Source organism: Chitinophaga alhagiae (genome assembly GCF_003568665.1).
Taxonomy (GTDB): Bacteria; Bacteroidota; Bacteroidia; order Chitinophagales; family Chitinophagaceae; genus Chitinophaga; species Chitinophaga alhagiae.
This window is the reverse complement of the sequence record NZ_QXMH01000003.1, coordinates 1-25,872: the sequence shown is the minus strand read 5'-3', so window position 1 is coordinate 25,872 and position 25,872 is coordinate 1. Positions and strand designations below refer to the sequence as shown.

General features: G+C 52.9%; 20 protein-coding genes and 1 tRNA gene. 8 read left to right on the top strand and 13 right to left on the bottom strand.

The genetic code is table 11. From position 1 onward, the window contains the following. Positions 1-71: 71 nt before the first annotated feature. Both D3A97_RS16440 and D3A97_RS16435 read left to right on the top strand, forming a co-directional pair. Entirely contained in the window at positions 72-3,203 is a 3,132-nt protein-coding gene (locus D3A97_RS16440; protein ID WP_198674035.1) for a ligand-binding sensor domain-containing protein, read from the top strand. 84 nt (positions 3,204-3,287) lie between these two features. Beyond that, positions 3,288-3,917 (top strand): response regulator, encoded by a 630-nt coding sequence (locus D3A97_RS16435; RefSeq protein ID WP_232825997.1) that lies wholly within the window; start codon positions 3,288-3,290, stop codon positions 3,915-3,917. Between the two features lie 53 nt (positions 3,918-3,970). On the opposite strand, the gene D3A97_RS16430 is transcribed toward D3A97_RS16435, so the two are convergent. The 4 genes from D3A97_RS16430 to D3A97_RS24865 form a co-directional block, all read right to left on the bottom strand. After that, entirely contained in the window at positions 3,971-6,106 is a 2,136-nt protein-coding gene (locus tag D3A97_RS16430) for a c-type cytochrome domain-containing protein (protein ID WP_119079620.1), read from the bottom strand. Positions 6,107-6,109: 3 nt separating this feature from the next. Continuing rightward, positions 6,110-7,567, bottom strand: a complete 1,458-nt coding sequence (locus tag D3A97_RS16425; protein ID WP_119079619.1) for a DUF1501 domain-containing protein — start codon at positions 7,565-7,567, stop codon at positions 6,110-6,112. Between the two features lie 48 nt (positions 7,568-7,615). After that, positions 7,616-9,901: a PSD1 and planctomycete cytochrome C domain-containing protein gene (locus D3A97_RS16420; RefSeq protein ID WP_119079618.1), complete on the bottom strand. Its 2,286-nt coding sequence runs from the start codon at positions 9,899-9,901 to the stop codon at positions 7,616-7,618. Positions 9,902-10,305: 404 nt separating this feature from the next. Continuing rightward, positions 10,306-10,461: a hypothetical protein gene (locus tag D3A97_RS24865; protein ID WP_157986585.1), complete on the bottom strand. Its 156-nt coding sequence runs from the start codon at positions 10,459-10,461 to the stop codon at positions 10,306-10,308. A gap of 435 nt (positions 10,462-10,896) precedes the next feature. Between D3A97_RS24865 and D3A97_RS16415 the strand changes: the two genes are divergently transcribed. Genes D3A97_RS16415 through D3A97_RS16400 form a run of 4 tightly spaced genes read left to right on the top strand, consistent with a single transcriptional unit; the run spans position 10,897 to position 16,660 of the window. After that, complete coding sequence (locus D3A97_RS16415; RefSeq protein ID WP_119079617.1) at positions 10,897-12,792, top strand: DNA topoisomerase IV subunit B; 1,896 nt, start codon at positions 10,897-10,899, stop codon at positions 12,790-12,792. A gap of 4 nt (positions 12,793-12,796) precedes the next feature. Next, positions 12,797-13,690, top strand: coding sequence for a DUF1835 domain-containing protein (locus tag D3A97_RS16410; protein WP_232825996.1), 894 nt, complete (start codon positions 12,797-12,799; stop codon positions 13,688-13,690). A 1-nt stretch (position 13,691) separates the two neighbouring features. Continuing rightward, positions 13,692-14,093, top strand: coding sequence for a hypothetical protein (locus D3A97_RS16405; RefSeq protein WP_119079616.1), 402 nt, complete (start codon positions 13,692-13,694; stop codon positions 14,091-14,093). A gap of 32 nt (positions 14,094-14,125) precedes the next feature. After that, the gene (locus D3A97_RS16400) at positions 14,126-16,660 is read left to right on the top strand and encodes a DNA gyrase/topoisomerase IV subunit A (protein ID WP_119079615.1); all 2,535 of its coding nucleotides are present in this window, start codon (positions 14,126-14,128) and stop codon (positions 16,658-16,660) included. Positions 16,661-16,737: 77 nt separating this feature from the next. Here D3A97_RS16400 and D3A97_RS16395 read toward each other — a convergent pair whose 3' ends face one another. The 9 genes from D3A97_RS16395 to D3A97_RS16355 all read right to left on the bottom strand — a co-directional run bounded on the left by D3A97_RS16395 (position 16,738) and on the right by D3A97_RS16355 (position 23,741). Then, complete coding sequence (locus tag D3A97_RS16395; RefSeq protein ID WP_119079614.1) at positions 16,738-17,193, bottom strand: hemerythrin domain-containing protein; 456 nt, start codon at positions 17,191-17,193, stop codon at positions 16,738-16,740. A gap of 25 nt (positions 17,194-17,218) precedes the next feature. Next, positions 17,219-17,605, bottom strand: a complete 387-nt coding sequence (locus D3A97_RS16390; protein ID WP_119079613.1) for a group III truncated hemoglobin — start codon at positions 17,603-17,605, stop codon at positions 17,219-17,221. A gap of 122 nt (positions 17,606-17,727) precedes the next feature. Further along, the gene (locus D3A97_RS16385; protein ID WP_119079612.1) at positions 17,728-18,357 is read right to left on the bottom strand and encodes a VOC family protein; all 630 of its coding nucleotides are present in this window, start codon (positions 18,355-18,357) and stop codon (positions 17,728-17,730) included. Between the two features lie 5 nt (positions 18,358-18,362). Then, positions 18,363-18,842: a DUF1905 domain-containing protein gene (locus D3A97_RS16380; RefSeq protein WP_198674034.1), complete on the bottom strand. Its 480-nt coding sequence runs from the start codon at positions 18,840-18,842 to the stop codon at positions 18,363-18,365. A gap of 56 nt (positions 18,843-18,898) precedes the next feature. Further along, positions 18,899-19,879: a hypothetical protein gene (locus D3A97_RS16375; RefSeq protein WP_119079610.1), complete on the bottom strand. Its 981-nt coding sequence runs from the start codon at positions 19,877-19,879 to the stop codon at positions 18,899-18,901. 26 nt (positions 19,880-19,905) lie between these two features. Next, complete coding sequence (locus D3A97_RS16370; protein WP_119079609.1) at positions 19,906-21,024, bottom strand: glycosyltransferase; 1,119 nt, start codon at positions 21,022-21,024, stop codon at positions 19,906-19,908. Next, positions 21,021-21,974 (bottom strand): glycosyltransferase family 2 protein, encoded by a 954-nt coding sequence (locus D3A97_RS16365; protein ID WP_232825995.1) that lies wholly within the window; start codon positions 21,972-21,974, stop codon positions 21,021-21,023. The genes D3A97_RS16370 and D3A97_RS16365 overlap by 4 nt, the downstream gene beginning before the upstream one ends. Next, a complete protein-coding gene (locus D3A97_RS16360) occupies positions 21,975-22,460 on the bottom strand; it encodes a DUF4199 domain-containing protein (protein WP_119079608.1) in 486 nt (161 codons plus the stop codon). A 12-nt stretch (positions 22,461-22,472) separates the two neighbouring features. Then, a complete protein-coding gene (locus tag D3A97_RS16355; protein ID WP_119079607.1) occupies positions 22,473-23,741 on the bottom strand; it encodes a dihydroorotase in 1,269 nt (422 codons plus the stop codon). Between the two features lie 200 nt (positions 23,742-23,941). Here D3A97_RS16355 and D3A97_RS16350 point away from each other — a divergent pair. Beyond that, positions 23,942-24,015 (top strand) — tRNA-Pro (locus D3A97_RS16350). A gap of 301 nt (positions 24,016-24,316) precedes the next feature. Continuing rightward, the gene (locus D3A97_RS16345) at positions 24,317-25,585 is read left to right on the top strand and encodes a site-specific integrase (RefSeq protein WP_119079606.1); all 1,269 of its coding nucleotides are present in this window, start codon (positions 24,317-24,319) and stop codon (positions 25,583-25,585) included. The last annotated feature ends 287 nt before the right edge of the window (positions 25,586-25,872 follow it).

Below are 25,872 nucleotides of genomic sequence, written 5' to 3'. Positions count from 1 at the left end.
CATTAGAAAGTGTATTACAGAATTATATATTTGCATGTACCGCAAACCCGCAAACCATTATCCATCAATTGATGATGCACCCGAAATTCCAGATAGGCATCCTTACCCTGTGGTTCTGCACCATTTTCTCAATTGTGTCCGCGCAGGAACGAAATTATAATTTCGATTCCTACGGGGTGGAGAACGGCTTGTCTCAAAGCAGCATCAGCGGGGTAATACAGGATGAAGAGGGTTTTTTGTGGATATCCACTTTTGACGGTATCAACCGGTTTGACGGTTATGTGTTCAACGAGTACCGCTACAATCCCTCCGGGAAAGACCGGCTGGCCAATAAACCGGAGGAAAGGGTGTTGTACAGTTCCGTTTCCCAGCAGGGCCGGGCGGTGGTCAAGAGCTTTGGCCTGATGGGCACCCGCAGCTACTCCTTTTACCGGGATTCCCGCAAGCAGGTGCTGCTGGCGCATAACCTGGGCATCAGCCTGTATGACCGGTACAAGAACACTTTCCGCCACGTATTTATAGACACGGCGTATATCAATGAGGCGGAAAGGGATTTCATCCCCAAGTTCCAGATACTGGGAGAAGACCCCGCCACGCAAACGCTCTGGGTCTGGCGGCCGCTGAAAGGCCTGTACGTGCTGGACAATATCACCTACGAACTGAAAAAGACCATCCTGTACCCCCCGGCCTTTACGGCCAAAAAGCAACGCCCGCTCACCATCATCAAACAAGACAGCAACATCTGGATGGTATTTGAAAAGGAGCAGCTGGTGAAAATGGACATCCACACTGCCCGCCTCACCACTTATTGCCTGCCCACCCTGCAAGACAGACCGGTGATCAAGGTGCTCAACACAGACTCGCTGCTGCTGGCCAGCAATGGGCACATCACCATTTTCGACACCAAACGCAACAAGTATACAGACCTGCCCTTCCATCACCGCAACGAGCTGAAAGAACCCTTTCTGCCCACTGCCGTAGAGCTGGACGACAGGGGCAATGCCTGGATAGGGGGCAACAACGGCGTGCTCGTCTACAACATCGGCAGCCACGAGATCATTAATCACATCACCAGCTTCAATACCTTCGAAACCAACTCTTTCAACAAGATCATCTGCCTCTTCCGGGACCGGAACGACAATATGTGGGTGGGCACGGATGGAGACGGGCTGAAGAAATATGCGCCCAATAAAAAAGTATTTTCCCTTTACCGCTCGCCCCGCATGTCTCACAACGTGGTGAAAGCCGTGTACAAGCACGACGATGGCCGGTTGTATGTGGGCCTGCTGCAGGACGGGCTGGATATTTACGAAAAAGGCGGCAAGTACCTCAAGCGCATCTCCAACGAAGAAACGCCCGGCCGCTTCCCCGGCAACAACCTGCACGCCATTTGCCGGGAAGACTACGGCACGCTCTGGTTCCACTTTGTAAAAGGCAGCATTGGCCTGTTTGACGTGAAAACGGAGCAGTTCCGTGACCTCACGGGCGGCGTACTGGCATTGGGCCTGCCCCCGCAGGATGATATTTACCCCTTTGTGTCCAAACGCCCCAACGGGGAAACCTATTTCAATTACGGGGAGTACCTGCTCCTGTTCTCCGAAGCGGAAAAAGGCTACAAGGCGGCCATTGTACACCGTTTTGCAGATGAGCAGCTGACCTGTTATTTTGAAGATTTCTGGGGCAACCAGTATGTGGGCACCAAGGCGCACCTTTACTGGCGCAAGGCAGACAAGAGCATATGGGAAATGATACCCCTGCCGCTGAAAGACCTGGAGATCAAGTCTATCAACAAGAATGCCCATAAACACCTGCTGCTGGCCACCAACAAAGGGCTGCTCATACTGGACGATCAGTACCGTGTCAAGGAGCATTACAACAGTTATGATTACCGCGGCATGCCGAGCGACTATGTGTACGCCGTGCTGCTGGACGATAAAGACGGCATCTGGGTGAGCCACAACCGCGGCATCACACAGATACGGCAAAACACCAACAACCTGGTAACATACAATTTCGAGGATGGCCTGCAATCCAATGAATTTAATACCGGCGCGTATTTCAAGTCGATGGACGGCGAGCTGTTCTTTGGCGGCGTACGCGGCGTAACGGGCTTCTATCCCCGCAATTTCAAGAACAATCCCTACACGCCCAAAGTGATCATCAAGCGGCTGGAAGTGCTTGACAAGCCTTATAAATCAGATACCGCCATTTCCCTGGTCACCAAGGTGGAGCTGCCTTATAACCAGAACACCATTGCCATTGAGTACGTGCCGCTGGAGTTTACCAACCCGCTCAAGAACAAGGTGCAGTACATGCTGGAGGGGGTAGATGAAGACTGGCTGATGGCCGGCAACCAGAGCGTGGCGCGGTACACCAACCTGCGCCCCGGCAGCTACACCTTCAAGGTGAAGGCCTGTAATAATGACGAGCAATGGAACATGGAGCCCACCACGCTGCAGATCGTGATCAAAATACCCTTCTGGCAATCTTTGTGGTTCCGTTTCTTGCTGCTGTTGCTGATACTGGGCATTGCGTATTATTTCTCCGCGCTGTACCTGGATTACAAGATACGCAACGAAAAGCTGAAGCTGGAAAAGGAACAGGCGGTAGACCAGGAGCGGGCGCGTATCTCGAGCGATATGCATGACGATCTCGGCTCCGGCCTTTCCACCATCAGGCTGCTGAGCGAAATTGCCAAACGCAAGATCAAGGATACCGGCCAAACCAAGGAAATAGAACGTATTTCTGAAGCGGCGGGCGAGCTGGTAGATAAAATGAGCGAGATCATCTGGGCCATGAACTCGTCTAACGACTCGCTGGCCAACCTCATAGCCTATATGCGCAGCTTTGCGGCAGACTTCCTGGAGCATGCGCACATACAGCACCATTTCATCATTCCTGACAATATTCCCAACCTCAAGCTCAGCGGCGGCACCCGCCGCCACATTTACCTGGCCGTAAAGGAGTCCCTTCACAACGTAGTGAAACATTCCGCCGCCACAGAAGTGATCATTGAGGTAAAAGTTTTTAAAAATATGACCATCATGGTCAAAGACAACGGCAAGGGCTTTGACCCCGAAAAGGTACGCCTGTTCGGCAATGGGCTCAAAAATATTGAGAAACGCATGCAGCAGGTAGGGGGCCAGGCAGACATCATCTCTCAAAACGGTACCACAGTTTTCTTAGATATACCATTAAATTAATTTAAATTTGATTTTTATAACATCTTGGTGTTATGACTTTAAATTGAAATGATGGTATATTCGAAAAAAAAGCTGCAAAATAGCATGGATATCATCTCTGTGGCTATTGTTGAAGATAATCATGATATCCGTTCCGCCATGGAGTTGTTGATCAATGGTTCCGAAGGGTATGCATGTATTGGTGCTTTCAACAATGCGGAAATGGCACTGGAAAAAGTTCCTCAATTGTTACCCAATGTAGTGTTGATGGATTTTAATTTGCCGGGAATTAACGGAATTGAATGTATTGCACGTTTGAAAGCCGAATACCCCGACATGCAGTTTATGATGCTGACCGTGTATGAAGATGATGACAAGATCTTTATGGCCCTTGAAGCCGGCGCCAGCGGTTATATTCTGAAGAAAACCTCTCCCGGCGATCTGCTGGACGCTATCCGCGAGCTGCATGACGGCGGCTCTCCCATGAGCTCGCAAATTGCACGCAGGGTAGTGGCCTACTTCCAGAAGCAGGCCCGTCCCAACCCCGCGCTGGAAGCGCTCACCTCCCGCGAAAAAGAAATTCTCGACCAGTTGTCCAAAGGGTTCCTGTACAAGGAAATTGCAGGCAACCTGTTCATCAGTATAGAAACCGTGCGCAGGCACGTACATAATATTTACGAAAAGCTGCATGTACGCAGCCGTACCGATGCGGTAAACAAGTATTTTAACCGGTAAAACCGCATACAACGAAAGAGGGGGCTGCACGCCCCCTTTTTTGTGTCATATTCTTAGTTCAGCAGTATCTCATCTACAAACACCCAGGCTTTCTGCCCCTTGCCATCGTGCCACTGCGGCAGCTTGCCCACCGGTACCGCCACAATTTTCAGGCAGTTGATCTCCCGCTCCGCGAACTGGCAGGTAATGTCAATAATAGAATTGCCGTCTTTCTGCCCGGGCTGGGCGGGGGTTACCTTTTTCAGCAGCTGCAGCTGGTCCGGCTGCGGGCCGCCCCATATTTCCACTTGCTGCGGCGGGAATATGTAGCTGCGGGGGAGGCGCAGCGTATTGAGCGTAACGGCTTTCATTTTAACCGGCTGTTTGAAGAGCATCATCAGCTCCATGTTGTTATAGCGGAAGCCCATCCACTTGCCGCTGCCTATTTCAAAATTTCCCGTTTGCTGGTCTGTAAGGCTTTTGGGGCCTTCCGCTACGTATTTTTCATTGGCCGGCTGCAGTAGTACCGCACTGTCTGGCAGGTAGCTGGTTTTCATGAAACGCATCCTCACCGCGGCGCTGCCGTACCAGCCCGGTTTGTAGGCTTTTGCCCTGATGGTGAAAGACGAATCTATCAACAGCGAATCCTTGAAAACAGGAGAGAGCAGGCTGTCTACGTCAGACCCGTCCAGCGTATACCGTATTTCCGTGCCGCGGATGGGGTGGCGGAGCACCAGCCCCATGCTGTTCCTGAACACGGTCTGTTCGTTTTCTATAATGGGCGGGTTCAACCGCAGGGAATCACTGCCATCGTCCACATACCCTTTTTCGAAGCGGATGTGTTTGATAGCGGCCAGTTGCTGCCAGCCTTGGCCCGTGATGCCGGTATTCCAGCAGTAAATTTCTTTCAGGCTTTTGCTGGCGGCCAGCGGCTGCAGGTGCGCGGCCGTTACCCGCGTGCCGGACACGGCCAGGGAACGCAGGTGGGGCAAGGCGCTCAGCTCTTTTAACGTAGGCCCGGTAATGGCGGTAAAATCCAGGTTGAGCCTGCGCAGGTTGCTGAACTGTTTGATAATGGCAAGGTCTGCGTCTTGCACCGGCATTTTCTGCAGGTGCAGCTCTACTACCTGCGTTTTCAGCGGCAGCAGCTCTTCCAGGGCCTTGGCCGAGTATTGTGTTTTGTTGTAGAAGTTCACCACCAGCGCGGGAGAGTGGCGGGCCACGGGATAAATAACGCGGTAGTTGTTGTTGAGTTTTTTGAGGGTGCTTTCATCAGCCGCCGCAAAGGCGTATGTTTCTTCTACCTCCGGGGCCGCCAGCTTTTGCAGGGCCAGCAGGTAGAGGCTGTCATCAGCGGGCAGTTCCGTCACCTTGCGCTTGAAGTCTGCGCCCGACCGTACCCAGTGTTGCAGAATGGTTATTTCATCCGGTTCCAGTTGCGTTTTATTTTTGGGCGGCATGTGTTTCTTTTCTTCCATGGGCAGGTGTATCCGTTGCAGCATGAGGCTGGCGGCGGGGTTGCCGGCTACGAAGAGCAGCCCGCTTTTGCCGCCTTTGAGCATTTGCGCGGGCGTTTCCATCAGCAATTGCCCCTTGGCCTTGGCGGCGTTGTGGCAGCTCACGCATTTCTGCTCCAGGATGGGTTTTACCAGGTGCTCATATACCAGCGCCTGTTCTACCGGTACCACGATCTTTTGCGGGGGCGGCGTTACCGGCGCCAGCAAAAAATCCGTGCCGTGGGTGAGGTTGGCGCCGAAGTGCCCGGCCATGGCCAGCCCCGCCAGCATCAGCACGCTGCCGGCCATAAATATGGGTTGTTTGTAATAACGCAACATGTATAGCAGGGAAGAAAGCCACACAATGCCCAGCCCCGTCCATTTATGCCAGGAAAGCATGCTGCCGCTGTATACATCTTCCACAGAAAGGAACAGCCCTGAAATGGCGGTAATGGCGGCCGTAAGCGCGCCCGCCAGCCAGAGGTTGCTGATAAGCGGCTGGTAGCCGCGCAGCGCGGCGTTGCGCAGCATCATCACGTCAAGCACCAGGGCCAGCAATAATAGTACGATGGGGAAGTGCAGGAGCAGCGGGTGCATTCTGCCTGTTACCTGTACCCAGGCCGGTAACCGCAACGCGGGATGGAACAGCAGGATAAACAGGATGAAAACATTGGCGGCAAGCAGCAGATTTTCAGCCAGGCGTTTGATCTTCATTTGTTATGCTATAAGGTCTTTTACCACGTTGCCGGCCACGTCTGTAAGGCGGTAGCGGCGGCCCAGGTGTTTGTAGATGAGTTTTTCATGATCAAGCCCCAGCAGGTGCATCACGGTGGCCTGGAAGTCGTGCACATGCACGGGGTCTTTTGTGATGTTGTAGCCGAAATCGTCTGTTTCCCCGTAAACAATACCGGGCTTCACGCCGCCGCCGGCCATCCAGATGGAGAAACAGCGCGGGTGGTGGTCTCTCCCGTAGTTGTCTGCGCTGAGTTTGCCCTGGCTGTAGTTGGTGCGGCCAAACTCGCCGCCCCAGATCACCAGTGTTTCATCCAGCAGGCCTCTTTGTTTGAGGTCTGTGATCAGCGCGGCGGAAGCCTGGTCAACATCCAGCGCTTGGCCGGCCATTTCCCTGGGCAGGTTGCCGTGCTGGTCCCAGCCCTGGTGGTAGAGCTGAACAAAACGTACGCCGTTCTCAGACAGCTTGCGCGCCAGCAGGCAGTTGGAGGCAAAGGTGCCGGGCACCAGGCAGTTGGGCCCGTAGAGTTTGATGATATCGTCAGGTTCTTTGGAAAGGTCTGTAATGTCTGGCACGGCCGTTTGCATGCGGTACGCCATTTCGTACTGCTGTATTTTGGCGGTGATCTCCGGGTCTCCAAATTCGCTGTAGGAGAGGTGGTTCAGCTCAGAGAGCTTGTCCAGCATTTTGCGGCGGCCGGTAGAGTCCATGCCGGCGGGGTTGTTCAGGTACAGCACCGGGCTTTCGCCGCTGCTGAACTGTACGCCCTGGTGAATGCTGTCCAGGAAGCCGTTGGTCCACAGTTTGGAGTACACGCCCTGGCCGTTGCCCTTGCCGCGGGAAAGCAGCACGCAAAAAGCAGGCAGGTTCTTGTTCTCGCTGCCCAGGCCATAGCTCACCCATGCGCCCATGCTGGGCCGGTTGCCTTGCTGGGCGCCCGTTTGGAAGAAGGTGAGGGCGGGGTCGTGGTTGATGGCCTCGGTGAACATGGAGCGAACAATGCAGATATCGTCTACCACTTTGGCCGTATAGGGGAACAGGTCGCTCACCCATGCGCGGGCCTCGCCGTATTGTTTAAAATCGTAGAAAGACCCTACCAGCGGAAAAGAGCTTTGCCCGGAGGTCATGCCGGTAAGCCGCTGGCCCATGCGTACGGAGGCGGGCAGTTCCTGCCCCATCATTTCGCGCAGCTTGGGTTTGTAATCGAAAGATTCCAGTTGAGAGGGCGCGCCGTTCTGGAACAGGTAGATCACCCTTTTTGCTTTTGGCGCAAAGTGGGGTATGCCCGGCGCCAGGCCCATTTCTTCCACACCGCTGCCACCGCCGAAAAGGTCTGGTATCAGCAGGGAGCCCAGTGCCACGCTACCCAGGCCAAGGCTCAGCCGGGAGAGGAAGCGGCGGCGGTTCATGTTCAGGCCGTGTTCCAGAAATTCTTTGTCCATGATGAACTGTTTTATGATGCTGCCGGCGTGATAACTACGGCCGGTATGCTATGTTTTAGACAATGTTTCCTCCAGGTTGTAGATGGTGGTCACCACCTGCATCAGCGCCGCAATGGCGGGCTTGTCTGCTTTTTCCGGCAGCGGGTATTCGCCGTAGGAGAGCAGTTTGGCCGCATCTCCGGGCTTGCTCCTGAAGTGTTGCTGTTGTTCCGTATAATAAGACCGGAGCAGGGCCAGTTCCTGCTCGCTGGGCTTGCGGCATACAATGCGGCGGAAGGCCGTTTCTACCGGGTCCGCTTTTTCCTGCAGCAGCCGCGCCGCCAGCACGCGGGAGGCTTCCAGCACCTGCGGGTCGTTGAGCATTACCAGCGCCTGCAGGGGCGTGTTGGTAGCCGTCCGTTTTATCTCGCACTGGTCCCGGTTGCTGCCGTCAAATATCATGAGAGAAGGCGGCGGCACCGTTCTTTTAATGAAGGTGTACAATCCGCGGCGGTAGAGGCTTTCTCCATGGTCCTGCACGTACCGGGCCAGCTGCCCGCGGCCGGAGGTGGCCAGTTCCCACAGCCCTTTGGGCTGGTAGGGTTTTACGCTGGGGCCGCCTATCTTTTTCACCAGCAAGCCGCTGCTGCTCAGCACCATGTCACGCACCAGCTCCGCCGGCAGGCGTTGCCGCGGCGCGCGGGAAAGCCAGATGTTATCCGGGTCCGCGGCCAGTTTCTTTTTGGTGGCTACGGCGCTCTGGCGGTAGGTGGCGGAGGTGACCAGCTGTTTCATGAGGCGCTTGATGTCCCAGCCATGCTGCGTAAAATCTACCGCCAGCCAGTCCAGCAGCGCGGGGTGGGAGGGCAGCTCGCCCTGCATGCCAAAATCACCGGAGGTTTTTACAATGCCTTTGCCGAACACTTCCTGCCACATGCGGTTCACGAATACTCTCGCCGTGAGCGGGTTTTGCGGGCTGAAAAGCCATTCCGCCAGTCCCAGCCGGTCTGGCCGGCCCTTGAAGGAAAGTATGGAGCGCGGCGTGCCGGCGCTTACTTCACGGCCATGCCCGTCATACACCCCGCGTTCCAGGATATACGTTTTCCGTACCGTATCCTGGTCGCCCATCACGGATACAATGAGGCGGTTCGTATCAGGCCTGTTGATGAAGCTGAGCACGTCTTTCACCTCTTCATTGGAGATTTCCATGAAGGGCTTCTTGGCATAGGTTTCCGGCCCGCCAACGGTAGATTCCAGCCCTACTTCCTTTACGTTGTTGAAAAAGGCGTATAGCTTGTAGTATTCTTCCTGTGAGAAAGGATCGTATTTATGATCGTGACACTTGGCGCATTCTATGGTAACACCGAGGAACGCTTTGCCGAAGGTGTTGGTGCGGTCTGAAACATACTCCACCCGATATTCTTCGTCTATGACCCCGCCTTCTTCCGTGATCTTGTGGTTGCGGTTAAAGCCGGAGGCCAGCAGCTGTTCCCGTGTGGCGCCGGGCATCAGGTCTCCCGCCATTTGCCAGGTCACAAAGCGGTTGTAAGGCATGTTGGTGTTGAAGGCATGTATCACCCAGTCCCGCCAGGGCCACATGGAACGGTAGTTATCGTCCTGGTAGCCGTGAGAGTCCGCGTATCGGGCTACGTCCATCCAGTGTACGGCCATTTTCTCGCCGTACTGCGGCATGGCCAGCAGGGTGTCTACCATGCGCTCGTAGGCGTCCGGGCGGTTATCCGCCAGGAAGCGGTCCATCATCTCTATAGTGGGCGGCAGGCCGGTAATATCCAGCGAGGCGCGTTTGAGCAGATGCTCGCGGTCTGCTTCCTCATTGGGTTGCAGCCCGGCGTTTTCCATGCCTTCCAGGATAAAATGGTCTATTTCGTTGCGGGGCCACCGGTCATTGTCACCGCCCGGCGGTTTCACCGCTTTAGGCGCTACAAAGGCCCAGTGCGGCTTGTATTGCGCGCCCTGTTTGATCCATTTTTCTATGAGCCTGATCTCCCGCTCCGTCAGGTGCAGGTTGGAATTGACGGGCGGCATGCGCAGCGAGGTATCTTCGGAAGTGATCCTGTTGTATACTTCAGACTGGTGGGGCTTGCCGGGCACAAAAGCAAAGGCGCCGGGCGTTTCCTGCAGGGCCTTGAAGGCGCTGTCCCCGATGTCCAGCCGCAGGCCTGCCTCGCGCTTGTTGGCGTCAGGGCCATGGCAGGTAAAACATTTGTCTGAAAGAATAGGCCGGATGTGGAAGTTGTAGTCTACCTCATCCGGCAACCTGCTGGCATCCGCGGTGGGTTGCGGCCGGTTACAGGCAAGGAACAAGAGTAGGAGCAGACAATATTGTTTTTGCATATCGGTGGAATCTATTCCCGCTGTTTTTGGTAATAAACGGTGTAATTACTGTAGTGCTGCGTCTGTAACAATATATGCTTTTCCGGCGGAGTTAACAAGCCCCTGGGGCGTTTTTAAAATAATACTGCAAGAAATGAAGAAAATAATACAAAAGAAAAAGGGCTGACCGGAAAGCGTAAAAACTTTTCCAGTCAGCCCGAAGCCAATGCCTGGATAATCGCATCAGCCTGCAGAACGGACCTTTACCATGCGCGTTCTCATATATTTACGCGCAAAATGGGCGATCAGCACTACAGAGGCGATGCACAGGCACGCCAGTTTGAACAATAAGCCGGTTTTCATAGGTATAGGGATTTAATCAGTTTCTGAAAATTGGAAAAAACGAGTGCAGAGGGGCGCTCCCTTCAACGGAGCATCTGCCAGGAGTCGAATTTCTGCGCCACCCGGATGCAGATATCCTTAATGCGGTACATCGCCCGCTGCTCATGTCCTATTAATAAAGTAACTATGATAGCTACCACCAAAACCGCCGCTACAAGGGTAAAGAACAGTGTTTTCATCAGGATAGATTTAAGGTTTTACCAAGGGGATATGCTCTTACAGATGCATTCCGGCGGGTCTTCAGCTAATGGATGCGGATGTAAATATAGATAATTTAATTATATAAAATAATATTTGAATAGAAATTTATTTGATAGCAAATCAGTGTTGCATTCATCTAAAAAAATATGACTTTTATTGTAGTTAATCATTATACGAAAGTGTGATTTTTGCGGAAGAGGGGATGTGAATTAAATATCCAAGGCGCTTGTAACCAGCAAGATAGGTATAGTGCATAAAATCTACTTGGGATTTTATCCGAATCCTTTATTTTTGCCAACGACCGGATTTTGCTAAAAGATTTAGTAAGCACCGGGCGGACGCACTCCCCCAACGCTTTCTACATCAGGTATTTACCCGGTTGACGATTTGCTTTCTCAGATTAATTGAAAACTATGGCAGAAAATAAAGAGTTGTTCAATGCCTATACGGAAGAGTCTATCCGCTCGCTTGACTGGCGGGAGCACATCCGCCTGCGCCCCGGCATGTACATTGGCAAGCTGGGAGACGGCAGCAGTATGGACGATGGCATCTACATCCTTATTAAAGAGGTGGTAGATAACTGTATAGACGAACACATGATGGGCTTTGGCAAGCAGGTAGACATCAAGGTAACGGAACACAGCGTAACGGTGCGGGACTTTGGCCGGGGTATTCCCCTGGGCAAGGTGGTAGACGTGGTGAGCAAGATCAACACCGGCGCCAAATATGACAGCAAGGCCTTCCAGAAGTCCGTAGGCCTCAACGGGGTAGGTACCAAAGCGGTAAACGCCCTGTCCAGCTATTTTAAAGTGTCCTCCTTCCGGGACGGGCGGGTGAAAGCGGCCGAGTTTGAGCGCGGCGTGCTTGTCAAAGACCACCGCGAGGCCGATGCCAGGGAGCCCAACGGTACGCTGGTCACTTTTGTGCCGGATGATACCGTGTTCAAGAACTATCATTACATACCGGATTTCCTGGAGAACCAGATCTGGAATTACTGCTTCCTGAACGCAGGCCTCACCATCAGTTTCAACGGGCAGAAATACCTGTCCAAAAACGGGCTGCTGGACCTGCTGCAGCGTAAAACCACCGCGGATGACCTGCGTTATCCCATCATCCACCTGAAGGGAGAGGATATTGAAGTGGCCATCACGCACGAGAACCAGTACGGTGAAGAATATTACTCCTTTGTGAACGGCCAGCACACCACCCAGGGCGGCACGCACCTGGCCGCCTTCCGGGAGGCCTTCGTAAAAACCGTGCGCGATTTTTATAAAAAGGATTACGACGCTACAGATATCAGGGCTTCCATCTGCGCGGCCATTGCCGTAAGGGTGCAGGAGCCGGTGTTCGAAAGCCAGACCAAAACCAAACTCGGCTCCCTGGCCGTTGCGGAAGGCGGGCAAAGCATGAAGGCCTTTGTGCTGGAATTTCTGGCCAAACAGCTGGACGATTACCTGCACCGTAACTCCGCTGTGGCCGATGCGCTGAAAAAACGCATTGAGCAAAGCGAGCGGGAACGCAAAGAGCTGGCCGGCATTAAAAAGCTGGCTAATGACAGGGCCAAGAAGGCCAACCTGCATAACAAGAAGCTGCGCGACTGCCGGGTACACCTCAATGAAGAGTACAGCGGCAAAGGCAAGGAAGAAATGGAAAGCCGTCAGAAAGACACCACTATCTTCATTACGGAAGGAGACTCCGCCAGCGGTTCCATTACCAAATCCCGCAACGTGGAAACGCAGGCCGTGTTCAGCCTGCGCGGCAAACCGCTGAACTGCTACGGCCTCACCAAAAAAATTGTGTACGAGAACGAAGAGTTCAACCTCCTGCAGCACGCGCTGAATATTGAAGAAGGGCTGGAAGGGCTGCGCTACAACAATATCGTGATCGCTACAGATGCTGACGTAGACGGTATGCACATCCGTTTGCTGATGCTTACCTTCTTCCTGCAGTTCTTTCCTGACCTGGTGAAGAACGGCCACGTATACGTGCTGGAAACGCCGCTGTTCCGCGTGCGCAACAAGCAGGAAACCATTTACTGCTACAGCGAGGAAGAGAAACAGAAAGCCGTGAAGAAACTGGGCGGCAAGCCGGAGATCACGCGCTTTAAAGGATTGGGAGAAATTTCACCGGAAGAGTTCGGGCAGTTCATCGGTGAAGACATGCGCAAGTCTCCCATCATCCCGTCTAAAGACATGCCGGTGGCAAAGATACTGGAGTACTACATGGGCAAGAACACCCAGCACCGGCAGGAGTTTATTATTGAAAACCTCCGCTACGAGAAAGACCTGGCGGAAGAAACAGTGAGCTGAGCGTATGATATTACACATAGTATTCGGACAATCATCGGCCACCAACCTGAAGGCCGCTTTTGAGCTGGACCCCAACCTGGCGGGCGATGTATTGTGTTTTGAAGATGACCTGGCCGTAGGCCCCCTGTTCATACTGGACACGCCAGACGGGCGCCGCGCGCGCAAGGAATGGTGGGCCGTCATGCAGGCCGCAGGCCCGGCCATGGCAGGCACACAGGCAGCCCTGGCGGTAGATGCCGCACCGGGAACGGACGCGGAGCCGGTGTATGAAGACATAGACCCGGTGCGCGCGCTCAAGGGCCGCCTGCGGGAAGAAGAGGAGCTGACCGTGTGGATATGGGCCGGCCAGAACGCTGCGGACGTGTGCGGCTATTATTGGCTGGTGAGCCAACTGGACCGTTTCTCCGGCCGCATCCACCTCATCTATCTCAACAACCTGCCTTTCCTCAACGAAAAGAACGCCGTATTTTATCCCACTCACCTGCACCAGATATTGCCCAAAGAGTTCCTGAAAGCCAAAAAACTGGCCCGGGAAGTGTCTCTGGCGGAGTTTGAGCTGGATGGGGACGAGTGGCGCCGCCTGATGAACGAGAACGCGGGCGTACGCCTGCTGGAAGGCGGTAAAAAGATCAGGGGGGAGGCCGCCTCATTTTATGACAAAGACCTGCTGCACGCCGCAACGCCCGAGTTCCAGAAAGCGAACAAGGTGATTGCCCAGGTAACCGGCAAGTTCAAATACCCGGTGATGGACCAGTACCTCAACTGGCGGCTGAAAGAGCTGGTGCGGGAGGAAAAGCTGGAAGGCCGCGGGGAACTGAAAACGATGAAAGATTACGAAGTGAAACTGCCCGGCAGCCCCGCGCCGGAGGCAGACGCTGCAGAACAGGCAACCAGTTGATATGTCACAGATCATAATTACACCGCTGGAGCTGAAAGGCGAAGATGACAGGGGCCGGAATTACGAATGGCAAACCTTCCGCACCGGCACCTTCATACTCTGCTACCGCAACGCCGGCAGCAGCAGCGGCCAGCATTACCACAACGGCCACAGCGATTATAAGAATCCCGAGATCATGTACCTGCTGAGCGGCCGCGCCGCCATACACTGGTGCCCCATAGAAGAGACCGCCATCCGTACAGACGTGATAGAGGCCCCGGCGCGGGTAGAGATACCCGTGCGCATCTGGCACCAGCTGGAAGCCCTTACAGATTGCTCCTTTATGGAGCTGAACACGCTGGAAGACGTGAAGATAGACTCCGTGCGCGTATGGCGCGATGATTTTCTGCGGGGCAAGCGGTAAACAACATTTAGGAAAGTTTTTTAAAGGATCATATGAGTACTATGAACGAACAGACGGACGAATCACTGCACGGCATGGAGCATGTGGATGAGAAGTACAAGGACTGGTTTCTTGATTATGCATCTTACGTTATCCTGGAGCGTGCCGTACCGGCAGTGGAAGACGGCCTGAAGCCCGTACAGCGGCGCATTTTGCACGCCATGAAGGAAATGGACGACGGCCGTTTCAACAAGGTGGCCAATGTGATAGGGCAAACGATGCAGTACCACCCCCACGGAGACCAGTCTATCAGCGACGCTATTGTGAACCTGGGGCAAAAAGACCTCCTCATTGAAACCCAGGGTAACTGGGGCGATGTGCGTACCGGAGACGATGCCGCCGCCGCCCGTTACATTGAGGCACGCCTCTCCAAGTTTGCGCTGGATGTGGCCTTCAACGCCAAAACCACGGAATGGCAACTGAGCTACGACGGCCGCAAGAACGAGCCCGTGGCCCTGCCCATGAAATTTCCCCTGCTGCTGGCACAAGGCGCCGAAGGCATTGCCGTGGGCCTCAGCACCAAAATACTGCCGCATAACTTCTGCGAGCTGATAGACGCTTCCATCAAGTACCTGCGCGGCAAAAAATTTGAGCTGTACCCTGATTTTGCCACCGGCGGCATGATAGACGTGACCAACTACAACGATGGCCGCCGCGGCGGTAAAGTACGCGTGCGCGCGCATATTGAGGAGAAAGACAAAAAGACCCTCATTATCCGCGATGTGCCCTACGGCGTTACCACCACCGGCCTGATGGAGTCTATTGTAAAAGCTAATGACAACGGCAAGATCAAGATCAAAAAGGTGGTAGACAGCACCGCCAGGGAGGTGGAAATAGAAGTGCAGCTGGCCCCCGGCATATCGCCAGACATTACCATAGACGCCCTGTACGCCTTTACAGACTGCGAGGTGTCTATTTCCCCCAATGCCTGTGTGATCATCAGTGACAAGCCCCGCTTCATCGGTGCGTCAGACCTGCTGCGCCAGTCTGCAGACCTTACCAGGGAACTGCTGAAACAGGAGCTGGAAATAAAGCTGGAAGAGCTGGAAGGCAAATGGCACTATACCTCGCTGGAAAAGATCTTCTTCGAGAAAGGTATCTACAAGGAACTGGAGCAAAAGCATAAAGACTGGGAAACGGTGCTGACGGCCATAGACAAAGGTTTCAACCCGTATAAAAAACAGCTCCGCCGCGAGATCACCCGGGAAGATATCCTGAAGCTCACGGAAAAACCCGTGCGCCGCATCTACCGGCTGGACATCAACGAGCTGGCGGAACAGATCAAGGGCATTGAAGCAGACATCAAGCAGGTGAAGCACGACCTCGCCAACCTGACAGACTTTACCGTACAGTACTACGAGACCCTGCTGAAAAAATACGGCCGCGGCCGCGAGCGTAAAACAGAGATCAAGCTGTTTGACACCATACAGGTACAACAGGTAGCCATTGCCAATACCAAACTGTACGTAAACCGCGCAGACGGTTTCATTGGCACCTCCCTGAAGAAAGACGAGTTTGTGGCAGATTGCTCCGACCTGGACAATATCATCGTATTCCGGAAAGACGGGGTGATGCTGGTCACAAAGGTGGCAGACAAGACCTTTGTAGGAAAAGACATCATTCACGTAGACGTGTTCCGCAAGGGAGACGAGCGTATGATCTACAACATGATCTACTCAGACGGGAAAACAGGCTACAGCCTGGCCAAACGCTTCAACGTAACCGGCATTACGCGGGATAAGGAGTATAACCTCACCAAGAGCGAAAAAGGCTCCAAAGTGCATTACTTCACCGCCAACTCCAACGGGGAGGCGGAAGTAGTAACGGTAAAACTGAGCCCCAATTGTCCCGCCAAGAAAAAGGAATTTGACTTTTACTTCGAGACCATTCCCATCAAGGGCCGCGGCTCCATGGGCAACGTGGTGACCAAGTACCCCATCCGCTCCGTGAAGTTCAAGGAAGCAGGCGCCTCCACACTGAGCGGTATCAAGATCTGGTACGATGATACGGTGGGCCGCCTCAACACAGAACAGCGCGGCCTGTACGTAGGTTCTTTTGAGGGAGAAGACAAAATACTGGTGTTTTACAAGAACGGCACCTACGAACTGACCAACTACGAGATCACCAACCGTTATGAGTCTAACGATGCGGTGTACATTGAGAAGTTCAACCCGGAAAAGCTGGTAACCGCCATCTATTACGACGGAGACAAAAAACAGTTCAATGCCAAACGTTTCAAGATAGAAACGCAAACGCTGAACAACAAGTTCCTGTTCATCAAGGAAGGGGCCAACAATTACCTGGAGCTGGTGACCACGCAGGAAGACCCTGTTGTACTGCTGAAAACCGGCAAGAAGCGGGACCCGCAGGAAGAAGAAATAGCCCTGGCGGAAACCATTGAAGTAACCGGCTGGAGGGCCGTGGGCAATAAACTGGCGGGAGATGACCTGATCAGCGCGGAGCTGCTCAACGAAGAAGAGGAAGAAGCGCCGGAAGACGACGGCAATATACAGGGAGAATTATTCTAGCATAACAGGGGCGCATCTGAACAGATGCGCCCTTTTTCTATCTATCAACTTACGCTGCCTCGCTGGCAGTGGCGCTGTCAGCGCCAGAATTCATCTTTATAGTCATCTTTATTTTCCGTTTCGTGCAGCCTGGCCAGCTCCGCGCCGGTGCGGGCCAGCGCTTCCGCCGGCAATATGGCTTCCAGGCGGGGGAACAGCTCCCTTTCTTCAAAGCGGATGTGCTGGTCTACCTGGGCGGCCAGCGCTGCCAGTGAGGCGGCATCCCGCTCTTTCACCAGCTCCGCTATGGCCTTGTGCTGCTGCAGCGCTTTGGCGCAGCCTTCGTCTTCCACCTGGTTGAAAAGCAATGTTTCCTCTTCCCTGAAATGCTGCAGCAGGTGCGTGTTCCAGAAATAATCCACGTATGCGGTTATCCTGGCCGTATCCACCTGTTTTTTAAGCCCCTGTTTTATTTTCCAGGAAAACAGCAGGCCATGATGATGGTCCCGCGAGAGGGGAGCAATATGTTCGCTGCGTTTGATGGGCTGTGTCATACTTGAACAGGTATATGTGCGCTGGTCATAACAGCGGTTTTGAACCGGTATTCCGGTAATATTCTATTTTGGAGAGGAACATGCCCGCCATTTTATGCGCCCGCCATTTGGCCTCTTCCGCTTTGATGCCCGAAAAATGCGCATCCACCGTTTCGTGCCAGAGCTGCAGCCAGGCATCAAAGTGGCGCTGGTCCAGCGGCATGTTGGCGTGGGGGAGGAAGGGGCTGCCGTGATAGGTATGTTCTTCCAGCAATACCGTTTGCCAGAAACGGTACATCTTGTCCAGGTGCTCCGGCCAGCGGTTGCCGATGGCGCCGTTAAAAATGGGTCCCAGCAGCGGTTGTTGCCGTATTTTTCCGTAAAAGGTGTCTACCAGCAGCCGGATGTTCTCTATTGTTGAAATATCCTGCATATCAAAAAAATGTGAGAGAGCGTAAATTGATATACTGTAAAGGTAGGAACTTCCGGGGAATAAGGACTATGATATCTTTTATTTGCGGACATGATTTTGCTCATGTTCCGGTATGGCTGTTGTTATTCCTCAAAGCGGTAGCTGGCATGGGTATCGTAGTCAATACCATGCTTTTTCTTCAGCTCCTGTATATAATCCAGGGTGCTCATGGTATGCGGGCTGGCCACGGTATCGCCCACGCGCTCAAAGGTATGCAGGAGCGTTTCTTCCAGGCAGCTGCTGAGGCTCATGCGTTTATGCTTTGCCAGGTCTTGCAGCAGGGCGGCCAGCCGTTTTTCGAGGCGTACCGGCACGTCTACCCGCTCAATTTTGACGCGGGGGCCCTGGTGGTAGATGTATTGCCCGAAACCGATGCAGTTGCCCCAGGGGTCCCTGATGGAATAATCCCGTATGTCATAAGGCCTGTCATCTACCGGCACTACTATTTCCACGCCGTTGGCCTGGTGCAGGGCGTACAGCCCGTCTACATCGTCTACTATAAAATTCACGGCACAGTGGCCGGTTACAACGGGTGTGCCTTTTTGCAGGTGGAGGGTGATCTTGCCGAGGTTCACGCCCGCATAGGTGGGCGGTTCTCCCCAGGTGAAGCCGGGGGCAAAGCCCAGGCGGTTGTTATAGAAATCGACGGCGGCAGGAATATCACCTACTACAAGCGTGGAAAAAACATACTGACAATCGATATTTGAAGCCATAACGGTTAATTTTCAAGTTTTTTGCCCAGTGCAATTTTATCAACAGCGGCAGCCATGCGTTCAATCCTGATCTTTTCGTCTACCGGTTCGTTCACCCACTGTACCCAGGCTTTCTGTTCCGCTTTGGTGAAGGCCTGGTAATGCTGCCAGGCGGCCGGCTCGTCTTTCAGGCAGTCTGTAAATTCATCTGCCGCTACGGCGCTGCTGCTCTCGTTTACGTAGAGAACAATGTGTACCTTGTCTCCGGCTTCCTTGCCGATCTTTTTGCGGATGCCGGCGTTCACCGGCAGAAAGTATTGTTTGTTGCCCATAGACATCAGCGAAACATGGCTGATCTCATGGCTGTCTATAGTGCCGGATAGTTTGGTGAATACGGAGTACTTACGCTTGCCGTTGCTGAACTCGGGGATGCGCGCGTACGTCCATCCGCCTTTGCCGGGGAATTTTTCCAGGAGGTATTTTTTATTGCAGAGCGGGGTTTGCATCAGGCGCAATATAACAAAAAACAGGGAGGTGGCGGGCATGCCGCGTTGCGGCGCCGCTACCGGTCTTTTTTCTTCTTCCTGCCTTTCTGCGCGGCTTTTTCCGCTTCTTCCGCCATAATATCTTCCGCGGTGCGGGGGCGGGTGAGGTCTATGCGCTTGCGGTCAATAGGCGCTACTACGGGGGCTTTGCCCTGCTCTAAAGCATCGTGGAACACTTTTTCAATATGCACCCACTTGCCGGCTTTCCATTTAAAACCTTCAAAGTCCAGGTCAGGCACGTAAGTGTATTTTTTATGCTCTTCCCCTGTTTCGGAGATCAGGTGGTCGTATACCACCATGTCCATTTCAGGATTGAAGTTGAGCGCGGCCACGGCATCGCGTTTGTACTCGATGATGAAGCGGTTGCGGGTGGGCTTGCGCACCGTATCTTCCGCAAAGCTGAAGTAAGGGCCGCCAAACACCGGCTCACCGTTTTTGAAGGTGAGCATTTCCATTATTTTTTTCTGGGAGGTCTGGGAGTTGGCGTCCCAGCCAAAGAGGGTGTAATACTCGTTGTTGAAGAAGCGGCGCTGGATCATGGCGTAGTAGAGGCAGCCGTACCAGCCTTTTGTGTTGGTGATGGTGTCGGTGTTTTTGGAAAAGTCTGAATTGTCGAACAGGGGGAACAGCTTCAGCGAACCGTCTTTTGTGTTCATCTGTATAACGCCGAAGTGGCGGAAAGTACTGTTGTCGTGTTCCAGCGGCCAGGTGATAACGCGGAAGGTGCTGTCTGCTGCGTATACCTTGGCCATGGTAAGGATGGAGTCAAAAGGGTAGTAGTAAGAGTAGGGCGTTTTGAGCGCTTTTACCAGTTTGGGAATGAACTCGTCGTTACTGCGCTCGCGCACCGCCTGTTCCTTGCCGTGAATGATGTTGTAGCTCAGTTCGCGGAGGGTGTCTTCCACGGTGCGCAAGGCAGTCTGGCTGGTGCTGCTGATGCGTTGGGCGGTAGCGGTGAAGGTCAGGAAACTGAAAAGTGTGGCAATCAAAAACTTCATAGTGCAATAACAATAAAATGGGCGGATTATTGTGCCAGAGAACTGAGCACGTCCGTAAAATGCTTCCAGGAGTACAGTTGTTTCTGCTCCCGTATAAAGTTACTGAAAACGCCGGAAGGTTGCTCCAGGAAACGCAGAATGCCATCTGCAATGGCCCGGGGCGTAGTGTCCGTTACATACCCCGCCTTGCCGTTGGGCACAATCTCCGGCAGGCCGCCTACGGCGGTTACCAGCATGGGTTTTTCAAAATGGTAGGCCATTTGTGAAATGCCGCTCTGGGTGGCCGTTCTGTAGGGCTGCACTACCAGGTCCGCCGCGGAGAAATAGTATTTCACCTCGTTGTTGGGAATGAAGTCTTCCACCACTTGCACACGCGGGCCCAGCAGGGGCTCGTATTTCTTCCTGTCTTCATAGAACTCCCCGGCCACCAGCAGCCGCAGGTTGTCAATGGCCTGGAGGCGCGGGTCTGCAAAGGCTTCCAGCAACAGGTCAAGCCCCTTGTAGGCGCGGATGAAGCCGAAGAACAGCAGGTAACGGTTGTTTTCGTCCAGTTGCAGGTGCTGCAGGGCCGTTTGGCGGGGTACGGCATCCCCAAAGCTGTCATACACCGGGTGGGGCGCAAAGGCTACCGGGGCGGTAGTGAGCGTGCGCAGGTCTTTTTCCACTTCGCGGCTCAGCGCAATAAAAGCGTGGCACTGGCGGATGAAGTATTTGGTGAACGGCACGTCTCCCGGCCGTTTTTCGTGCGGAATGAGGTTGTGTACCAGCCCGATGATGCGGGAATGGCCGTTCTTCCGGATCATTTTGGCCACCGTGCCCAGGCTGGGCGCCATCATGGGCAGCCAGAAGGCCACTATCACCACATCCGGCCGCTCTTTGGCAATGGCCTTGCCCGTGCGCAGCCAGTTGAGGGGGTTCATGGAGTGTATGCTGCGTTTGATGCGGAGGCCCTCCGACGCGGGGCCGCCGGCGTACTGCGTTTTGCCCGGGAACATGAAGCCGGGGTACTGGAAGGAAAAAGTATGGATAGTTACCTCGTGGCCCTGGCGCTGCAGTTCCAGCGCCAGGCGCTCGTTAAAAGCAGCCAGCCCGCCCCGCAAGGGGTGGGCCGGGCCTATGATCGTTATTTTTTGCGGGCGGGTCATGTATGGTCAAGCGTTTCTTCCACCAGGTAGGCATTACGCTCAGGGGCGTTGCGGCCTACCATTTCGGCAATAAAACCGGTGAGGAACAGTTGCGAGCCTATGATGAGCAACAGCAGCGCCAGGAAGAAGATGGGCCGCTCCGTCATTTTATACTGTAAAAAGAAAACTTTGGCAAAGGCGAGGTAGCCGGCTATAATGAAACCCAGCAGGAAGAAGAGCGTGCCCAGCGCGCCAAAAAAGTGCATGGGGCGCTTGCCGAAGCGGCCAACAAAGGTGATGGACGCCAGGTCAAGGAACCCGTTGATGAACCTTTCCAGCCCGAACTTGGTGCTGCCGTACTTGCGCTTGCGGTGCTCCACCACCTTTTCCCCGATCTTGCGGAAACCGCTCCATTTGGCGATAACTGGTATGTAGCGGTGCATTTCCCCGTACACTTCAATGGTCTTCACCACTTTTTTGCGGTAAGACTTGAGGCCGCAGTTGAAATCGTGCAGCTTGATGCCGCTCATTTTCACCGTGGCCCAGTTGAAGAGCTTGGAGGGGATGTTTTTGGTAAGGGTATTGTCGTACCGCACTTTTTTCCACCCGCTCACGAGGTCATACCCATCGTTCACGATCATGCTGTAGAGGCCGGGAATTTCATCAGGGCTATCCTGCAGGTCTGCGTCCATGGTGATCACCACGTTGCCCTGGGCCTTGCGGAAACCTTCGTTCAGCGCGGCAGACTTGCCGTAGTTGCGCTGGAACTTGATGCCCTTGATGCGCGGGTTTTCAGCGGCCAGGCGTTGTATGACCAGCCAGGATTCGTCCGTACTGCCATCATCTACCATCCACACTTCGTAAGAGAAATTGTTTTCCTCCATTACACGGGCTATCCACGCCGCCAGTTCAGGCAGCGATTCTTCTTCGTTTTTCAGAGGAACAACTACAGATATATCCAGTTGCTGCATTTAGGCTTTTCTTTTTTTAGCTACGGCGGCGCCAACGAGAGACGCAATAACGCCGGTGAGCAGGTTCATCAGGAGCGCGCCGGCCACCATCATGATGGTGAAGTTCTTGCGGGTAAATTCCATGCCTTGTTCCATTTGCTCCTGGTTCATGTTGCCTGGTGCATTGGCCATGGCCTCTTCAATGGCCCTTTCCTTGAAATCAGGGAACAGGCTCACAAAAATACCGTAGAACACGCAAGTGATCACCGTAATGATGGCCGTTATTTTAAAACCGTTGCCGAACACTTCCCCGAAGGTAACGTCCGCATCATTGATCTTGCTGTAGTTGATGCAGCCGGCAATGACCACGCCTACCAGTACCAGCATGGGTACCCAGCGCATCACCGGGTTCTGGGACGAGATCTTCGCAAAATATTGCACCATGAACAAAACGATGAGCACGAGGGCGCCAACAAGGCCGTAAACAACATGGTTCTTGTTCTTCATGGGAAATACGTTTTAGTGGTTTTCAAATAATAATTTGTTATGAACAATTGCTTTTGCCTTACCGGTCAGCTCCGTGCCAAGGAACGGCGTGTTGCGGCTTTTGGAGCCGATGTGCTGCGCCGTGAAGATATATTTTTCATCCGGCTCAAAGCAGGTGAGGTCTGCCACGGCGCCCTTCTCAATTTTAGCCTCCGGCAGCCCGAAAATGGCGCGCGGGGCGGTGGTGAGCATCTCCGTGAGCCTTTCCACGCTCACTGCCGGCAGCGCGTTGCGCAGCGCGCCGAAGCAGCTTTCCAGCCCTATCATGCCATGCTTGGCGTATTCGAACTCCACCTGTTTGGCATCCCAGTCTTGCGGCTGGTGGTGGGTGGCAAAGCAGTCTGCCGTACCGTTCCGCACCGCTTCTTTCAGGGCGGCCACATCATCTTCGCCGCGCAGGGGCGGGTTCACCTTGAGGAAACTGTTGTAAGAGGCCATGTCCGCATCTGTAAACAGCAGGTGGTACGGCGTTACGGAACAGGTTACGCGGATGCCTTCCTTTTTGGCCGCGGCTATCAGCTCCACGCTCTGGCGGGTGGTGATGGCGGTGAAGTGGATGGCGGAGTCTGTGTATTTAGCCAGCTCCAGGTCTCTCCGGATCATGATCTCCTCCGCAATGGCCGGTTTGCCGGGCATGCCGAGCTGCGTGGAGAAGATACCCTCGTTCATGAGGCCATGGCCGGAAATGCTGGTATCATCAGGCAGCTGTATGATGGTGCCGTTGAACGCTTTTACGTACTGGAGGGCTTTGAGCATGATGCCGGAAGACTGTATCGGCTTGAGCCCGTCAGAGAAGGCAATGGCGCCGGTTTGGCGCATTTCGTACATTTCCGCCAGGGAGGCGCCCTCCAGGTTTTTGCTGATGGCGCCAATGGGCAGTACGGATACCGCGCCGTAGCGGGTTTTGCTGAGCACGTATTCTATCTGCGTTTTGGTGTGCAGGGCGGGCTGGGTGTTGGGAACGATCATGACCGTGGTAAAGCCACCTTTGGCGGCGGCATTGGCGCCGGAGGTGAGGTCTTCCTTGTATTCCTGCCCCGGGTCACAAAACTGTGCAAAAACGTCCATCCACCCGGAAGAAACATGCAGGTTATTGCCGGAGACCACCCTGGCGCCGGCCGGGGCGGAGATGTCCGCGGCTATGTTGGCAATAGCGCCGTTGTCAATTAAAATATCCTGAGTTTGCCCGTGAAAGGGGGAGAGAGGTGCAATGATTTTTGCGCTTTTGATTAAAATCTGCATTGTATAAATTTGGCCCGATCAGGGGCAAATGTAAGCAATTATGCTTTCATACGTATGCAGGAATACATGAGGTTTTTTGAGCATCGGATAAAAAAACTGTACAAATTTTTCATAAAATGAAATTAATGTTTACATTTGCATCCCGTTGTAAACGAAGCGATTTGTTTGCAGGGCAGGAGCGAAAGTTTCTGTACCGGTTTCGGGACGTAGCGCAGCCCGGTAGCGCACTTGCATGGGGTGCAAGGGGTCGCTAGTTCGAATCTAGTCGTCCCGACTTTCTAGGATAATATCCTCAAACAAAGCCTGTAAATAGCAATATTTACGGGCTTTTTTGTTGCTTTCACCTACCAATTGATATCAAATCAGCACAATCTATCCGCGAGTTTTTCCGTGAGTTTATTTTATGCGTAAATTAACTCACGGCGCTGCCTATATACTATTGAATGCCAAATTGTTACATCGATTTGTTTTGATGCTTTTTGATGCCTTTTGATTAGTGTTTTTACTCCCCCACAGTTGGGCAGATAGCCAAAGGAGAAAAAAACATTTTCAAACCATTCAAAAAAGTATCAATTATGGCTACACACACGCTCAGCGTAGATTTCATTGCGCGCAAGACAAAGTACGACAAAACCCTGGCCGGCGTTTACGCCCGGATCACCATTGATGCGGACGAAAAGGAGGTTTCTTTACGAGAAATTGTTACACATGACAAATGGGACCCGGTCTCCGAAACCGTAAAAGGGAAATCCCAGGAAGCCAAAGACTTCAACATTTTCATTGACAAAGTTCGCAACAAGCTCACTAATATCTTTCGGGAATTATCTGATGTTCAGGAAGCTGTTTCCTCCCAGGAAGTAAAGGATGCTTACACGGGGAAAACGAAAAAAGAATACACCGTATTGAAATTAATTGATAGTTACATCAAAAAAGTTGAAAGGCGCCTGGCGCCTGGGACCATGAAAAATTTTGGAGCTACCAGACAGTATATGGAGAATTTTATCATTAAGACATTTAAATCAACAGATATACACGTCCGCCAGCTCAACTATGCTTTTATTTCCAATTGGGAATCTTTTATTCCTGAGAACCCTCTCAAAAAACACGATCCCTGTAAAGGAAATGGTATTGCCCATCACATTGAACGATTCAAGTCAATGGTAAGTTGGGGTGTCGATATGGGGTGGTTAAAGAAGGAGCCTTTCAGAAAATTTTCAGCACATAGGACTAAGCCTAAACGAAAAAGGCTACGTCCGCATCAGCTTTTCCTTGTGGAAACTAAGCTACCTAAGCGACCCGAATTGATTTTTGCAAGGGATCTTTTTCTTTTTAGTTGTTATACGGGTTTCTCCTTTGCAGAGGTATCCAGAATCTCAATGAGCGATTTTGAAATCAGTAACACTGGAGCATTTTGGTGTACTATGTACCGGAAAAAGTCTTCAGAATTGGAAGCCATACCAGTGTTGGAGCAAGCGGTGCTGTTAATCAAGAAATATAAGGACCTACCCACCTCAATAGCAAATGGTACCATTTTTCCTCCTATCACAAATCAGCAAATAAACAGGTCTTTAAAGATCTTGCAGGAGATATATGAAATCCCATTTGAATTGACATTCCATGTCGCTCGGCATACATTTGGATATATTGCAGTGAAATACGGTATCGATATTAAGATTGTGAAGGCTTTTATGGGGCACACCAAAATAACTACGACCGACATTTATACCGATGTTGATGAAGAAATGGCGGAGGAGGCAATGAAAAAAATAGAGCAAGCCCGTTTAAGAAGACAAGAATTGCCAAGTCCCAAACAATATTTGGAAAAGCCTGCAGTTGCCAGATAGATAGCGGCTATTTTGTCAAGCCTGGAAACAAAGCGGTATCATCCCAGGAGAACCAGGGGGATAGCCGCTTTTCTTTGGTAGTGATCTAACGCTTGAATCCTTAGAAACAAAATAGAAATCCGGCTGTCTTTACTGTTTGGGCCCGAAATAATCTTTCGCGGACACTATCCCAAAAACTGTGTAAACGTAGAAAATCGGAGTTCAAAGCGCTCCGATTTTTTTATTTTTAAACTTTATACAGACAATGAAAGCAGAGGAATTTTTATCAGACGATTTTTTGAAGCAAT

Bases quoted from the DNA above. Each gene is read 5' to 3' on its own strand.
- D3A97_RS16425 (WP_119079619.1), bottom strand. From the start codon at position 7,567: ATGGACAAAGAATTTCTGGAACACGGCCTGAACATGAACCGCCGCCGC.
- D3A97_RS16390 (WP_119079613.1), bottom strand. From the start codon at position 17,605: ATGCAGGATATTTCAACAATAGAGAACATCCGGCTGCTGGTAGACACC.
- D3A97_RS16345 (WP_119079606.1), top strand. From the start codon at position 24,317: ATGGCTACACACACGCTCAGCGTAGATTTCATTGCGCGCAAGACAAAG.
- D3A97_RS16395 (WP_119079614.1), bottom strand. From the start codon at position 17,193: ATGACACAGCCCATCAAACGCAGCGAACATATTGCTCCCCTCTCGCGG.
- D3A97_RS16365 (WP_232825995.1), bottom strand. From the start codon at position 21,974: ATGCAGCAACTGGATATATCTGTAGTTGTTCCTCTGAAAAACGAAGAA.
- D3A97_RS16385 (WP_119079612.1), bottom strand. From the start codon at position 18,357: ATGGCTTCAAATATCGATTGTCAGTATGTTTTTTCCACGCTTGTAGTA.
- D3A97_RS16360 (WP_119079608.1), bottom strand. From the start codon at position 22,460: ATGAAGAACAAGAACCATGTTGTTTACGGCCTTGTTGGCGCCCTCGTG.
- D3A97_RS16355 (WP_119079607.1), bottom strand. From the start codon at position 23,741: ATGCAGATTTTAATCAAAAGCGCAAAAATCATTGCACCTCTCTCCCCC.
- D3A97_RS16370 (WP_119079609.1), bottom strand. From the start codon at position 21,024: ATGACCCGCCCGCAAAAAATAACGATCATAGGCCCGGCCCACCCCTTG.
- D3A97_RS16415 (WP_119079617.1), top strand. From the start codon at position 10,897: ATGGCAGAAAATAAAGAGTTGTTCAATGCCTATACGGAAGAGTCTATC.
- D3A97_RS16380 (WP_198674034.1), bottom strand. From the start codon at position 18,842: ATGCAAACCCCGCTCTGCAATAAAAAATACCTCCTGGAAAAATTCCCC.
- D3A97_RS16400 (WP_119079615.1), top strand. From the start codon at position 14,126: ATGAGTACTATGAACGAACAGACGGACGAATCACTGCACGGCATGGAG.
- D3A97_RS16375 (WP_119079610.1), bottom strand. From the start codon at position 19,879: ATGAAGTTTTTGATTGCCACACTTTTCAGTTTCCTGACCTTCACCGCT.
- D3A97_RS16435 (WP_232825997.1), top strand. From the start codon at position 3,288: ATGGATATCATCTCTGTGGCTATTGTTGAAGATAATCATGATATCCGT.
- D3A97_RS16420 (WP_119079618.1), bottom strand. From the start codon at position 9,901: ATGCAAAAACAATATTGTCTGCTCCTACTCTTGTTCCTTGCCTGTAAC.
- D3A97_RS16405 (WP_119079616.1), top strand. From the start codon at position 13,692: ATGTCACAGATCATAATTACACCGCTGGAGCTGAAAGGCGAAGATGAC.
- D3A97_RS16410 (WP_232825996.1), top strand. From the start codon at position 12,797: ATGATATTACACATAGTATTCGGACAATCATCGGCCACCAACCTGAAG.
- D3A97_RS16440 (WP_198674035.1), top strand. From the start codon at position 72: ATGATGCACCCGAAATTCCAGATAGGCATCCTTACCCTGTGGTTCTGC.
- D3A97_RS24865 (WP_157986585.1), bottom strand. From the start codon at position 10,461: ATGAAAACACTGTTCTTTACCCTTGTAGCGGCGGTTTTGGTGGTAGCT.
- D3A97_RS16430 (WP_119079620.1), bottom strand. From the start codon at position 6,106: ATGAAGATCAAACGCCTGGCTGAAAATCTGCTGCTTGCCGCCAATGTT.